At 59.1% G+C, this 13,925-nt stretch carries 12 protein-coding genes; 5 read left to right on the top strand and 7 right to left on the bottom strand.

Features of this window, described 5'->3' with window-relative positions:
* Positions 1-62: 62 nt before the first annotated feature.
* Genes WCA10_RS13890 through WCA10_RS13880 form a run of 3 tightly spaced genes read right to left on the bottom strand, consistent with a single transcriptional unit; the run spans position 63 to position 2,522 of the window.
* Positions 63-1,169, bottom strand: coding sequence for a M28 family peptidase (locus WCA10_RS13890; protein ID WP_472823127.1), 1,107 nt, complete (start codon positions 1,167-1,169; stop codon positions 63-65).
* Complete coding sequence (gene tatC, locus WCA10_RS13885) at positions 1,166-1,957, bottom strand: twin-arginine translocase subunit TatC (protein WP_472823126.1); 792 nt, start codon at positions 1,955-1,957, stop codon at positions 1,166-1,168. The genes WCA10_RS13890 and tatC overlap by 4 nt, the downstream gene beginning before the upstream one ends.
* Positions 1,950-2,522 (bottom strand): twin-arginine translocase TatA/TatE family subunit, encoded by a 573-nt coding sequence (locus WCA10_RS13880; protein ID WP_472823125.1) that lies wholly within the window; start codon positions 2,520-2,522, stop codon positions 1,950-1,952. Before WCA10_RS13880 ends, tatC begins: the two co-directional genes overlap by 8 nt.
* A gap of 336 nt (positions 2,523-2,858) precedes the next feature.
* Between WCA10_RS13880 and nadA the strand changes: the two genes are divergently transcribed.
* The 5 genes from nadA (at position 2,859) to WCA10_RS13855 (ending at position 8,663) form a co-directional block, all read left to right on the top strand.
* Positions 2,859-3,992: a quinolinate synthase NadA gene (nadA, locus tag WCA10_RS13875; protein ID WP_472823124.1), complete on the top strand. Its 1,134-nt coding sequence runs from the start codon at positions 2,859-2,861 to the stop codon at positions 3,990-3,992.
* 317 nt (positions 3,993-4,309) lie between these two features.
* Positions 4,310-4,753: a DUF2203 domain-containing protein gene (locus WCA10_RS13870; RefSeq protein ID WP_472823123.1), complete on the top strand. Its 444-nt coding sequence runs from the start codon at positions 4,310-4,312 to the stop codon at positions 4,751-4,753.
* 35 nt (positions 4,754-4,788) lie between these two features.
* A complete protein-coding gene (locus tag WCA10_RS13865; protein WP_472823122.1) occupies positions 4,789-5,709 on the top strand; it encodes an ornithine cyclodeaminase family protein in 921 nt (306 codons plus the stop codon).
* A gap of 515 nt (positions 5,710-6,224) precedes the next feature.
* Positions 6,225-7,400: a beta-propeller fold lactonase family protein gene (locus WCA10_RS13860; protein WP_472823121.1), complete on the top strand. Its 1,176-nt coding sequence runs from the start codon at positions 6,225-6,227 to the stop codon at positions 7,398-7,400.
* A gap of 105 nt (positions 7,401-7,505) precedes the next feature.
* Entirely contained in the window at positions 7,506-8,663 is a 1,158-nt protein-coding gene (locus tag WCA10_RS13855) for an SH3 domain-containing protein (RefSeq protein WP_472823120.1), read from the top strand.
* A gap of 172 nt (positions 8,664-8,835) precedes the next feature.
* Here WCA10_RS13855 and WCA10_RS13850 read toward each other — a convergent pair whose 3' ends face one another.
* The 4 genes from WCA10_RS13850 to WCA10_RS13835 all read right to left on the bottom strand — a co-directional run bounded on the left by WCA10_RS13850 (position 8,836) and on the right by WCA10_RS13835 (position 13,832).
* Positions 8,836-10,017 carry an NAD(P)/FAD-dependent oxidoreductase gene (locus tag WCA10_RS13850; protein ID WP_472823119.1) on the bottom strand — a complete coding sequence of 394 codons (1,182 nt, stop codon included), beginning with the start codon at positions 10,015-10,017 and terminating at the stop codon, positions 8,836-8,838.
* Positions 10,014-10,739, bottom strand: coding sequence for a methyltransferase domain-containing protein (locus WCA10_RS13845; RefSeq protein ID WP_472823118.1), 726 nt, complete (start codon positions 10,737-10,739; stop codon positions 10,014-10,016). The genes WCA10_RS13850 and WCA10_RS13845 overlap by 4 nt, the downstream gene beginning before the upstream one ends.
* The gene (locus WCA10_RS13840; RefSeq protein ID WP_472823117.1) at positions 10,729-11,799 is read right to left on the bottom strand and encodes a type III polyketide synthase; all 1,071 of its coding nucleotides are present in this window, start codon (positions 11,797-11,799) and stop codon (positions 10,729-10,731) included. Before WCA10_RS13840 ends, WCA10_RS13845 begins: the two co-directional genes overlap by 11 nt.
* Before the next feature lie 146 nt (positions 11,800-11,945).
* Positions 11,946-13,832 carry an aryl-sulfate sulfotransferase gene (locus WCA10_RS13835; protein ID WP_472823116.1) on the bottom strand — a complete coding sequence of 629 codons (1,887 nt, stop codon included), beginning with the start codon at positions 13,830-13,832 and terminating at the stop codon, positions 11,946-11,948.
* Between the last annotated feature and the right edge of the window lie 93 nt (positions 13,833-13,925).

The raw sequence follows: 13,925 nt of genomic DNA, 5'->3' as shown, positions 1-13,925 counted from the left end.
TCAAGCAAGCATGCCGAATCATCCCAGCAGCCGGCATCCGGCCGATTGTCGACAAGTGATTTTTATCGTTGGTTGATGAGGCGGATGGTTTCCATGAAGACGTCGCCGTCGATGGCTAGGCTGCGGGCGCTCACCTTGTCCATGGTGTCTTGCACGGTGTGGTGGTAGCTGTTGTTGGGGCCGTAGTCGAGATCGATGATGTCGATGGACGGGACGCCGCGTTCGACGAAGGGGAGGTGGTCGTCGTCGACGGCTTCTTCGGTCTGGAAGAAGTAGTGCTCATCGCCGAACTTTTTTGCGGCCTGGCGGACGAGGTCGACGAGCCAGCCGGTGGAGCGGGTTTCGCGCTGGATGTCGAGATCCCTGTCGCCGATCATGTCGGCGAGCATAAAGGCCTTGATGCGGCGGAGGGTTCCATCGCTGCTCCACTTAGCGGCGAGATGGCGGCTGCCAAAGGTGGAGTCGGAGGCGGACCAGTGTTCGAAGGCCTCTTCGCCGTCGAAGAAGACCAGCCACACGGAGTAGCCCTCTAGTTTTTTGCCGCGCAGTTCGTCGGCGATGGCCATGAGCAGGCCGGTGGTTGCCGCTCCGTCGTTGGCGCCGACGAAGTTGATGTTGCGGAGGGGGTAGTTGGTCTCGTAGTGGGAGCCGAGGACGATGACTCCATCTTTTTTGCCGGGGAAACGCACGATGAAGTTGTGCAGGGGGACGGGGCCGATGGGGGTGTTGGCGGTGAAGGCGTCGTCTTCAAGCTGGTCGTGCTGGAAGTGGGTCTTGAGGAACTGCTCGGCCTTGAGGTGGCCGGGGCCGGTGGGCCAACGGGGGCCGATGGCGGCGAAGGCGCGGGCGTATTCGTAAGCTTTGCCGCCGTTGAAGTGTTGCTGGGCCGGGAGGGCGATGGGGAGGAGGAGGAGGAGAGCTGCGATGAATTGTGAGATTTGTTGTTTCCCCGGTCTCAGAAGCGAGACCGGGGGCACCCGCCAGTGATGCTGAAAGAAGAAAGCAGATCCTTCGCTCCGCTTACCCCACTGCGTGGGGCCCCAAGCTGCTCCGCTCAGGATGACACGGGCTTGGGTTGTTCGTGCTTTCCCCGGCACCCGGAGTCGTGGTATCCGACTCATGACGCGGAAAAGACGCGTCATAAATGGGGCACCGGGCGATGCGGTCATAGCGCGGCCTCTTTGGCCTTTCTGCGGGAGGGGTGGACGTACCAGGCTACGGCGATTCCGATGAGATAGAGGGCGAGCATGGGGATGGCGTAGATGCACATGGTCCACGGATCGGGGCTGGGGCAGATGACGGCAGCGACGATGAAGACGGCGAGGATGGCGTAGCGGATGTTCTTCCACAAAAATTTGGGGCTGACGATGCCGAACATGGCGAGGAAGAAGATGAGGATGGGGAGTTCGAAGCTGATGCCGAGGCCGAGGATGATGGAGAGAAAGAAGCTGCTGTAATCCTCAATGGTGATCATGGGGGTGAAGTCGTGGCCCATGTCGATGATGAGGATTCTCATGGCGCCGGGGAGCACGTAGAAGTAGCCGAAACTTGCGCCGGCGAGGAAGAGCCCCACGGTGGCTGCCATGAAGGGAACGACGAAGCGTCTTTCCTTCTGATAGAGGCCGGGGGCGATGAAGAGCCAGACCTGAAAAAGGATGAAGGGGCTGGCGAGGATGGCTCCGGCGAGCAGGGCAACCTGCAGCTTGAGATTGAGCGCATCCATGGGATGGGTGAAGACAAGAGACTTGCCGATTTTGAGAAGCGGCCCCTGGAGATAGCCGACGAGGCGGTCGTGGAAGATCCATGCGATTACGAAGCCGACGGCAAGGTAGGCGGCGGAGTGGACGATGCGCTTGCGGAGCTCGTCGAGATGCTCCATGAGGCTCATGCCGGGGAGTTCGGCGCGTTCGGTTACGGCGGCGCGCGCTTTGCCGATGGCGTCCGTGGCGTCAAGCATGGTGGTTCAGAGCCTCTGCGGAGTCGGTTGAGGGGCGGATGGAGGAGGCGGATTCGTCGGTGTTTGTTTCCGGGGAAGGCGGGGTTGTTGCGGAGGATTCTGCCGGGGTTTCCGGGGAGGTCTCCGAGACGCGGTTTGGGCGGGCGGCGGCGACGGTCTCGCCGATGGAAGGCGGCATGATGCGGGGGGCAGTTTCTTCGCTCGCGCTGGATGAATCGGTGGTGGAGACCACGGGTTCAGAGCTGATGGTGGAAGAAGGAAGCTCGAGGGTCTTTGGGGGATCGGCGGAGACCGATGCCTGATCGGTGGCGGCAAGAGCGGCGAGGGAGCGCTGGCGTTCTTCTTCCTTCTTGCGGCGGTCGGCTTCTTCAGCGTTGCGCAACTCCTCCTCCATCTGGAACTTGAAGTCGTTGGAGGCTTTGCGGAATTCGTACATGAGCTTGCCGATCTGACGGCCGATCTGGGGCAGGCGGCGGGGGCCGAACACGACGAGCGCCATCACCATCAGGATGAGGGAGTCCACCATCGACACGGTGCCGAGGAGGATTGGAGGGTGAGGGCTCATGAAGGCTAATGATACCTGTATGTGCACGGTGCTCACAAACATCCGCTTGGTTGGCCTCACCAGCATTACGCACCGGGGCTGGGGATGGATGCGGCTTTGGTAAAATCGAGGTAATGGTAGCGCTCTTTGCGGGCTGAATCTGTTGAGTCCGCAGCAAACTGGGCGCGTCTATTAAAAGAGGGCTGCAACATCCCCGTGGGTGGGTCGCTGCTGAGCAGGTCTGGTGGGAATCGCCGGGCAACTTTGCAGAGAATGCGCATCCGCTGCAGCCGCTGATTGCTTTCAACATCCCCGTTCGCCGGTTCTACAGAGCCGGGCGGACTGAAGGCGGACAAAGTGAATTTGATCATTGACGAAGAGACGGCGGTCTCGCCGGAGACCGGCAATGCATGCAGCCTGGAAAACTACCTGGCGCTTCCCGACCACAGCATGGATGAACGAATTGCGAAGGCGCGCGAGCGACTGGGCGCTTCGACGATTCTGCTAGGGCACCACTATCAGCGCGACGAGGTGATTCGCTTTGCGGACTTTACGGGGGACAGCTACAAGCTCTCGAAGATTGCGGCGGAGACGGAAGCCGACTTCATCGTGTTTTGCGGTGTGCACTTTATGGCGGAGAGTGCGGACGTGCTGGGCCGCGACGGGCAGCAGGTGATTTTGCCGGACTTGAATGCGGGCTGTTCGATGGCGGATATGGCGGAGATTTCGCAGGTGGAGGCGTGCTGGGAAGCGCTCACGCGCCTTCATCTTTCGGACGAGATTGTGCCCATTACCTATATGAATTCGACGGCCGCGATCAAGGCGTTTTGCGGAGAGCGCGGCGGGCTGGTGTGTACGTCGTCCAATTGCCGGGCGGCGTTTGAGTGGGCTTTTGCGCGGGGCAAGCGGATCCTGTTTCTGCCTGATCAGCATCTGGGGCGCAATACCGGATTTGCGATGGGGATCAAGCTGGAGCAGATGGCGGTGTGGGATCCGTGGGGCCTGCAGGGCGGGCAGTCGGCGTCGACTTTAGCGGACAGTCGGATCGTGCTTTGGAAGGGACACTGTGCGGTTCATCAGCGCTTTTTGCCGAGCCACGTGGATGAGATTCGCGCGAAGCATCCAGGGGTCCAGGTGATCGTGCATCCGGAGTGCCGGTGGGAAGTCTGCCAGAAGGCGGATGCGCTGGGGTCGACGGAGCGGCTAATCAAGATTGTGGAGGAAGCGCCTGCGGGCACAACGTTCGCGGTGGGGACGGAGATCCACCTGGTGAATCGGCTGGCGCGTCGATTTGCCGCCGAGGGCAAGCGCGTTCTGAGCCTCGACGATCATGGCTGCCTATGCACGACGATGTATCGCATCAGTCCGCAGCACTTGGCATGGGCGCTGGAAAACCTGGTGGAAGGGCGCGTGGTGAATCGGATCAAGGTGCGCGCCAGCGTTAAGCACTGGGCGCGGGTCGCGCTAGATCGGATGCTTGAGATTGGATGAGGGCAAATGCGGTTTCTGTAGGGCCGTCTTCCCGAAAGGCGAAAGCAGATTCTTCGCTCACCACCCCCAAACTGAAGTACGTTTGGGGCCCCGTTCGTTCAGAATGACACGGCTGAGTCTGAAGGAATATCTTCAGATTTGAGACAAGTAAGGAAGGCCTTCGGGGGCGTGCGGCCTGTGTCTGAGCGCTGATCGCGAGCGTCATTGCGAGACAGTGACCGATTGGTGCGGTGCTGGTTACGAATGGCAGTGGCCGGGCGAGCGCGTCCGACGTATCCTTAGAACAGGGAATCATTGGAGCAGAACAGGGAACTTTATTGAAGACTTTTACTATTGACGAGGCGCAGTCGTTGCTGCCGCTGCTGGAGTCGCTGTTGAAGCGCGCTATCGAAGGAAAGCGTGCCGCGCAGGAGATTGAGTCGCAGATTGCCGAGCTGGGCCGGCGCATCTACCTTTCCGGAGGCATGCGCGTGAATGTGGCGGAAGTAGGGCGGCAGCGCACTGAGATGGAAGCGCATATGCAGCGAGTGCGCGAAAGTATTGCCGAGATCGATTCGATCGGCGTGCAGGTGAAGGATGTCGATACGGGCCTGCTCGATTTTCCGTGCCGTATCGATGACCACGTGGTGCTGCTCTGCTGGCGCATGGGGGAGACTGCAATCGAGCACTGGCATACGATCGAGGACGGTTTCAAGGGGCGCAAGCCGGTGGATGAGCGGTTCCGTCGCAGATCGAACTCGAGCAATAATCGCCCCAACTGACCCGCACCTTTCCGGCGCTGTAAACTGGCACCTCCATGTACGTTTCCGAGCAAGAGGTTCGCGCAGTTCTCACCTATGAGGTCCTGATCCCGGCGATCCGTCAGGCTCTGATTGACTACGCGGCCGGCCGTGTGAATCAGCCGCCGCGCATGATTCTTCGCGCCGGCAATGCGGAAGACTATCGCAATGGCTGGTTCGGCGTGATGCCCGTGGTTGCGGGCGACGTGATGGGTGTGAAGACGGTTACGTTCTATGCTGGAAACGATGAACTGGGCCTGCATACGCATATGGCTATCGTCGAACTGATTCGACGCGAGACCGGAGAGCCGTTGGCAGTGATGGACGGCCGCCTGATCACGGAGATGCGCACCGCGGCAGTGTCTGCGGTTGCGTTCGCCGGATTGGCTCCGCTCCATTTTGATTCGGCGCCTTCGAGTTTTGGCATCATCGGTTCGGGCGTGCAGGCTCGAGCGCATATTGCTGCGCTGAGGCATGTGTGGCCGGAGATGCGCGAGATTCGCATTGCGAGCCGCAAGGCTTCGAATGCGACTCGACTTGCCGAAGAGGTAGGTGCTCGCTCGGTTCCGGTGGAGGAAGCTGCTGCCGCCGATGTGGTGCTTACGGCCACGACTTCGCACGTACCTGTATTACAGGGAAAGTGGCTGAAGCCGAATGCGTTTGTTCTTGCTGTTGGCGCAAGCGGCGCGAGCGTGCGCGAACTCGATGATGAGGCCATGCTTTCGAGCTACGTTGTTGCGGAAGGCAGATCGTGCGTCGAACGGGAATCCGGCGACGTGATTCTTTCGGGTGCGAAGGTGGAGGCTGAAATTGGAGAGATCCTGGCCGAACCATCTGCGGCGAATATTCCCCGCGGTCAGCGGATTGTCTTCAAGTCTGTCGGCATGGCGATTGAAGATGTCACGGCCGCGCGCCTTGTGTGGCATGCGCTTCAGTAGTGTGGAATCGATTCCGTGGACGTGAATCTGTAGTCAGTTTCATGGCACTGATTCTGTTCGATTGCGTCTGAGATTAGAGTGTGTTTCACAAATGTCCGCAGCGTTCGTTGAGGTTCCTCAGGAGTTAAAACCGCTTGTCAGGCCACGTTCGGCACGACTGAAGTCGTGCCCTGACACAAAGCCTATTTATGAAACACGCTCCAGGCAGATCGTTCGCCCGTACGCATGGCGAAAAATCGGCCAATTTGTCTGAGCGAATCATCTTCTTTGCCCGTCCTTTCTTTCAGATGGGAAAATAAGCGATATCCCTGTCCGCAATCGTATTGGGACAGATACGCCGGGAGGCGTTACCCTGAGAGCGTTCCGAGAATTGCTTTATTCCGGGGCGGGGGACTCCTGCAATCGACGGGTCTTGATGGAGCGAACGATTCCGGGAAGCTTGGAAAGACGGGTATGCCATTCTGGACAGGCTGTTGAGCGGCATAGGGAAACCCGGGTTTGCAGAAGGAGCGGCCATGAGGTCTCGTTTTTGGGGGTGCCTGGCGGTGGCGGCGTTTTGCCTGACAGGCTGCACGGGGTTTTGGGATGCACCGGCGAGTAGTGGCGGCGGCGGGACGGGGTCGACAACTCTCAGCAGCGGCGATGTCTATGTCCTGAATGTCGCGACGAGCCAGATGGTCGGTCTCTACGTCAACGCCGGCGCGCTGACGGTTCTCCCAGGGAGCCCATATACGCTTTCTGCTGCTCCCATCGCCATTACGGTTGCGCCGAATAATGCCTTTCTCTACGTCAGCACGCTGGGCGGCATCTTTGTGTACAACGTGAACACTTCGACGGGAGAGCTGACCGTTGGGAATTCAGGCCAGCCCATCTCTTCGGATCCCGCAACAAGCATGCAGGTGGATTCCACCAACACGTGGCTCGTGGAGGGTGTTTCTGGAACTTCCAACTTGTTTGCGATTCACGTGAACGCGACTACCGGGTTGCTGGCCTCGAACACCGAGCAAACCGCGGTGTTGCCTGCCACGAGCCTCGAACAAGTTGCCGTTTCTCCGGACGACAGCTCGGTGCTGGCCGCCATGGGCTCCGGCGGAACGGCCATTGTTGGATTCAATCCCAACAACGCCAATCCTTTCGGTACGGTTGGGACGATCGGCGTGAAGAACGCAAACGGCGCCGCACTTTCTGTTGCCTTCGATCCAGGTCCTTCCGGTTCGACGGTGCCACGACTGTTTTATATCGGCGAAACGGTGGCCACCTCGGGATCGAATACCGGCGGTTTGCGGGTCGTCAACTTCAGCACGCGCCAGGAAATCTCGGGTTCGCCCTACGCGATTGGCGGTCTGGCACCTTACTCGATTTTGCCGCTCTCGACCGGGGACTATGTTTATGTGGTGAGCAGGCAAACGAGCAGTGGATCAACGGGAGTCATCGCTGGATTCTCGATTACGAGTGCGAACAGCGCATTCACCCTGACGGCATTGGGCAGCACGTTTGCCACGGGTACAAATCCCCAGGCGCTTGTGGAAGACAACACGCAGGCTTTCGTCTTCGCCGCAGACTTCGGCGGCAGCCCGGACCTGATCGGTTATGTCTTCGACACCACCAATGCAGGGTATCTTGACAAGGTGATCTCCAACGCAACGGGGACAGATCCCGTGCAGGCCAGCGCTGTTGCCGCGCTTCATTGATGCGGTGACTGTCGCCAGAGCGCGCATTGCTGATATCCTCAGATAGATCCTCCTGCTGTGTTGATCCGATTGCCAAATCCCTCCGTCTCATCTGTCCGTTGCGCTGTGGCAGGAATCCCTGGGCTGCTGGTGTGTGTTTTTCTTTTGCTCACCTTGGGATGCGGTCGGTTACATCGCCAGGCGCATGAGACGGTTTACGTCTCTGCCCGGCAAATGTACCTTCACGACCGCGTCGCCGCCGTATCGAACCGCGTCGGCCAGGTTGTCAACGGGCAACCGCTCGAAGTGCTGGAACACGGTCGCCGGTTTCTCCGCGTAAAGACCGAAAAAAACGAAATCGGCTGGATTGAAGAACGCGCCGTGATTGATTCCAAGACCTATGACGCGTTTGCGCATATGGGAACGGAACACAAACAGGATCCGGTTGTCGCGACGGGCACGCTGCGCGATGATATGTATCTGCATATCAGTCCTGGCCGCAATACTGATCGTTTCTATCTGCTTCCTGAAAATGACAAGGTGCAACTGCTTGTGCGCGCCTCAGTACCGAAAGCGATTCCGGGGGCGCCCGTTGAGCCGGTGAAGCATCCCGTTCGACCGGCCACGAACGGCGGCAAAACCGCATCGTCGACGTCTGCGACTGCGCCTGTATTAGAGAATGTGGAGAAAGCGGAAGAGCCCGAAGTTCCCATGGAAGACTGGTGGCTGATTCGCGACAGCCAGGGACGCACAGGCTGGTTGCTTTCGAGCCGCGTGGATGTCGATGTGCCCGACGAGATTGGCCAATATGCCGAAGGCCAGCGCATCGTGGGCGCTTATGTGCTCACCCACGTCAACGACGCTGAGGCGAACGTCCCTAATCACCAGGTTCCGGAATACGTGACCGCGCTGAGTCCGCCGAAATCGGGCCTGCCTTTTGATTTCGACCAGATTCGCGTTTTCACGTGGAGCGTGAAGCACCACCGGTACGAGACGGCGTTCCGGGTCCGCCCAATCCAGGGATTTCTGCCTGTGAAAGTCTGGACTCAGCCGGGACAGAATGGGACTGACCCTGTGTTCAGCTTTCGAATTTCGGGCTCCCCCGATGTTTCCATCGATCCAGACACCGGAATCACGAAGCCCGTAAATCCGCGTACCATCACCTATGTGATGCGGGATAACCTGATGCGCCGGATTGGCCCTGACATGGCGTCCATTCCAACATCGCATGTGCCGGGAGAGAAATCAAAGTCGGGCGCAGCGCGGAAGAGGAAGCGGCGGTAGTGTGGTGAGTGTGAACACGAATTCGGAAAGGCAAGAAGCAACGCGAATTCGGAAAGACAAGAAGCAGACTCTTCGCTTACCACCCCCAAACTGAACTGCGTTTGGGGGCTCGTTCGACAGAATGACACCGCCAATTACCTGAAGGATTCCAGACTCAAGATTCTCGATAGCGTTACGCGATTGGTGCGGATTGCCGAGGGATGGGCGCGACCGGCCCAACTCGCGTGGTCAGCAACGCAGGTTCGGGGATGCGCGTCGAAAGCGCGATCCGCGCTATCGCACTGGGAACGAGCGACAGCAAGACGGGAGCAATCGCTCGAGCAGCGGGAGTGACCATCGCTCGCGAAAGTCGCGACGCAAACTGCATGGCGGCTCGAAGCTGAACCGTCACGCTGAGAAGATATTCGTCCGGGCCTTTTCCGGCGAGGTACATCTCCGCTGCGAGAATGCCGGTGTGGAGTGCTATCGACATTCCATCGCCGGTGAAGGAAGGGATCACCGCAGCCTGATCTCCGACTCGCCATACGCCATTGGCAGGGCCGCCGAGATGGCCGTAGGGAATCGGCGAGATTGCCAGCGGTTTCTGCCAGCATGGTGTGGCGTCTGTCAGTAGATCGTGAAGGGCCGGCAACTGATTCTGCATCGAATGCAGCAACTGCTCCCAGCCGCCGAGAAGGCGCAAGGTATTTCGGCGGACAACGAGACAGAGATTGGCTATGCCTCCTTCGACTGTTCCGGCCTCGACCATCGCAAGACCCCCGTAGCCGCCGCGAAACAGAAAGAGCTCCATGACTCCGCGAAGGATCTCGGATTGCGCGGGAGCCAGGCGCCAATGCATCTTGAACCCGACAAGGTCTGGCTGGCTCGCTCCGCCGCGCTCCCACGCATTCAGGTCGTGTTTTCCGGTTGCGAGGAAGACTGTTTTCGCCTGGATCGCCTCTCCACCGCGGAGGCGAACAGACCAGCCATTACCGGCCGCTTCGAGCCGTTCAACGCATGCGGCACGGCGCACTGCGCATCCTGCCTGCTGTGCTTTGACAAGGAGAGATTCGTCCAGAATGCGCCGGGAAAGGGAGAGCGCGGTGAAAGGAAGGCGCGCTTCAACGTTCCTCGCGCCGGAAAGAAATCGGACGCGCTGGATGGATTGAGCACCGAGATCGAGTGGCTCGATCCCGGCTTGGCGCAGATAGTGGATGGCTTCAGCGCTGAGGAATTCGCCGCAGACTTTGTGGTGCGCTTCGCGCTCTTTCTCGACCAGCACGACTTCGCGGCCGGCGGCAGCAAGCCGCATCGCGACCATCGAGCCTGCGAGGCCGCCGCCGATTGCCAGGTTCTCCACGGACTCGCACGTCATTGCTTCGGCTTCTTTCGTCCCACGCAGAGCCGGGCCGGTGTGAACCCTTCGATCACAATTTCATCCATGGGAAGTCCCGCGGCGGCACACATGTTTTGCCAGTCTTCCGGCACAAATGCGCGGGCGAAGGAAGCGGGGCCGTCATGTTGGACGAAAGGATGCAGACCCACCAGCATCGAGAATGCCTTGAAGAGATGATAGGGAATCTGCGCGCGCGAAAGGTCGTTGATGAACCACCCAACACGCGCGTGTTTCTCCATCCACTGGAGAAAACGGACAATGTCACTTTCGATCAAGTGATGTGTGAAAAGCGAACTCACGACGACGTCGATGGGTTCTGTATTCCGATAACTGAAAACATCGGCGGCCACCCATTCGATCGCACTCGTCTTTGCAGTGGCTTGAGCGGCAATCGCCATTGTGTCCGGATTGAGATCGCAAGCGGTGAGCATCATGTGGATCTTTTTCCCGGTGGCCCAGGTTTCAATTCTGCGCAGAGTGTCGCCGTATCCGCAGCCGACGTCGAGGATGCGCACGGGCGAGTGGAACTGCTGCAATGCAAGAGACTCGAGCCAGTTGAGGGTCGGCCTGTACCCCAGAAACCAGCGGTTGACTTTGCTGAGATCCCGGAGACATGCCTGCATCACTTCTCGACTGCAGGGCGCGTCCATCAGCTCCGTCAGCTCCGCGCGCTTGCTGAAGTCGAGCACCTCAGGCGGCATGGAAGAGCATTGTCTCCGCAGTCACTCCGGGCCCGAACGACATTGCGCAGCCCTGCTGGCCCGAGCGCGCCTGTTTTAATATGCTCTTCAAGACAAACATTACGGTTGCAGACGACATGTTGCCGAAGGACGCCAGAACTTCGCGCGATGAGCGCAGAGAATCTTCGCGCAGCCCCAGGCCTTTTTCGACGGCATCGAGGATCGTTCTTCCTCCGGGGTGCACAGCCCAGAGATCAATCTCCAGCGGATCTTTACCCGGAGTGATCTGGGGGCCTACTTCTTTCATGGCCTTGGAAATTTCGGCGGGCACGTGACCGGAGAGGTGCATGTCAAATCCCATTTCGCGAATCTTCCAGGTGATCAGATGACTGGTTTCAGGGATGCGCAGGGCGCGAAAACTGTCGATGCAAAGGCCCGCTGGATTGGCGCTTACCAGGCAGGCCGCGCATCCATCGGCGAACAGCAGGAAAGACAGCAACTGGTCGAGTTCCTGCGTTTCCTGCATGTGCAGAGAGCAAAGCTCCAGATTGAGGATTAAAACATGAGCTTCGGGTACGGAGCGCACGATGTGATGCGCGGATTTCAGCGCGTTGATCGCGGCGTAGCACCCCATGAAGCCGATCATGGTTCGTTCCACCGAGGGATCCAATCCAAGGTGATCCACGATGTCGTAGTCGAGTCCGGGAGCGTAAAGGCCTGTGCAGGAGGTGACAATGACATGCGAAATCCGCGCGCGCTCCTCGGTGGTTAATCCAAGCTTGTTCAATGCGCACGCGGCCAGTTGAGGTGCGAACTTTTCAAAGACCTGCATCCGGCGTGCGGTCCCCGGAAATCTTCCCGTAGCGTACAAATCTTCAGCGTCTCTCCAAGTTCCGTTGTCACCTTCGATCGGCCGCAAAAAGGAGAAGCGGTGTTCAATTGCCGACATGCGCACCATGCGCCGGAAGAGCGACCGCATGGTTCCCTGGGGCAGCATGCCCTCGGCAAAGTCGATGAATGGGCGATGCACATCGTGGGGCGGCACCGATGTTGCGATGCGATTGATGTAGGCAGGGGTCACGCTGTACCTCGGTCCGCGAAATCTACGCCTTAGATATTCTTAGATTCACGAAGGCCGCAAGGTGTCAATGAAATGTAACGTCGATTTCAGCAAAATTGTTCGGCAGCCGGATTAGTGTTCAGCCCGTGAACATCTGGCCCATCGATTTACCACTGAACTCCCGGATAGAGGCTGGGCCAACGGTAGGCATGAAATTGGAATGCACCGGGCGTTGTGCCCTGCCAGATCACCTGCGTGGCCTGCGGATTGAGTTCCTGGATGATTGCGCCGCTCGCTGCGGCACTGAAATTTGCATGGATATTGCCGTTCGGCAACAGTTCCGCGTTGCCTCCGAAGAACGTGAAGTAGCTTGGCGGAGGCTGATAGTGGGTTACCAGCGTGGCGGTCATGTTGGATTCGTTCAACTCCAGCACTGGAATGGTGGAATAGCAAGTTGGTGTGGAGGGTTTGAGGGGCTGGCAGAACACCTGTCCGCTTGGAAAGATCCTGTCATTGCCATTGTCCATCATGCCCAAACGAAAGACCCCGGTGGTGTTCGGCGAAAAGTAGCTCAAGCCGTGTTGCGCGTAGAACCAGTCGGTGGGATCCGTACCACCCGCCAGCTTGAAATCGCCACCTTCGCCCAGCCTCCACATCACCGCGCCTGAACCTGTGCCATCAAGGAAGTTGATCTTGATGATCCAATTCTGGTGGCGGATCGACAGCAGCAGGTTGTGGTCGTCGCTCGAATACACCATGTCATTCGAGTGGGTCCAGTCAGGGAAATTCATGGGGTGCCGGTTGATGTCGAGGTGGTCGAAGGTATTCCAAACCCAGTTCGGATTGCCGTTCTGGTCGACGTCGACGATTGCGTCACCGATCACGGAGGTCGTCCCAGGGTCGCCGGGCAGATTCGAGTAATTCTTGTTGTAGGTCGTCAGCATCACCCAATGCCCATTGGGCAGCGCGACTACGCTATGGTGGAAGCTCTTGAATTGATATTTATTGCCGTCGGCGTCGCGGAGGTTGGACGCTGCGAGCTTCTGGTTGAGGGTGTCCATGGTGATCTCGCGGACGGTGTTTCCCGCCAGATCGATTTCGCGGACGTCGTTCACCAAGCCAAGGGTTCCGTTGACGGTGAGCGACGAAAGATAGGAAATGAGCATGAGCATGTTGCCGTCGGGCAGGAGTTGAATGCCCTGGATCAGGTCCACGGTTGCGCCCTGATAGAGGTAGGACCAGATCACCTGGCCCTGCAGGTCTGTGGCGAAGGCCTGGATGACCCCTGCAGGGGTGGCCGTGTTCCAAATCTCGATGCCTGACTGAGGCGTTGCCCCGTTCATGGTGGAGATCTGAAGCGGTGAAGTCGGCGGCGGAGTTCCCGTGGTACAGGTGTGGTCAACATCTGTGTAGGTCGCGCCATTGTCGAGCGCAACCTCTGCCCGCATGTGATAGAGAGTCTTGCCCATCATTCCGGCGACCAGCACTTTCACAGCGCCGCCATTGGCGCTGCTCGGGACTTGCCAGGTGTTCATGCCATAGTCGGTGGTCTTTCCGAACTCGACGGATACCTTGCCCGACGAGGGAAGATTCATCGTGTATGCCGCCACGAGCGGACTTCCGGTCGCGTCGGGGCACGATACCTGGCCGCCGGGAACGATGGCGGCAATGGCGGTGGCGTAATTCTGCGCCGGCGAGGAGGTAAGTGCGGCTGTCACGGAGATGTTCTCACTCTGGGTGATTACGGCAGGCGCGGAGTAGTTGCCGGCGGTGTCAATCTGGCCAGTCGCGGGGACTCCGCCGACGACATTGTTCACGAGCCACTCGATCTGGCCGCCTCCGGCAGCGGTAGCGGTGAATTGGAATTTCTGTCCAGGGGAGAGCGCAACGTAGGTCGGGGAGATGGTGACCGAACCGCTCTGACTAGGAGTGCCGGGACCGCTGGGGATGACGGCGTTCGGGTTGATGAAGTAGCCGCAGCCGGACACAAGAGCGGCAAGACAAAGGATGACCAGGTGAGCGGGCGAGAACGGCCGCCAACGATCACGGGACATCAAAACCACGCTTCGGCTGCACGGCAGACTGCGGCCGATCCTAGGGGAAGTTCTCATCAGCCACTTTCAACCTATAAAGGCGGGGAAGTTTAG

Source organism: Occallatibacter sp. (assembly GCF_049582745.1).
Taxonomy (GTDB): domain Bacteria; phylum Acidobacteriota; class Terriglobia; order Terriglobales; family Acidobacteriaceae; genus Telmatobacter.
This window is presented reverse-complemented; position numbering and strand designations above follow the sequence as displayed.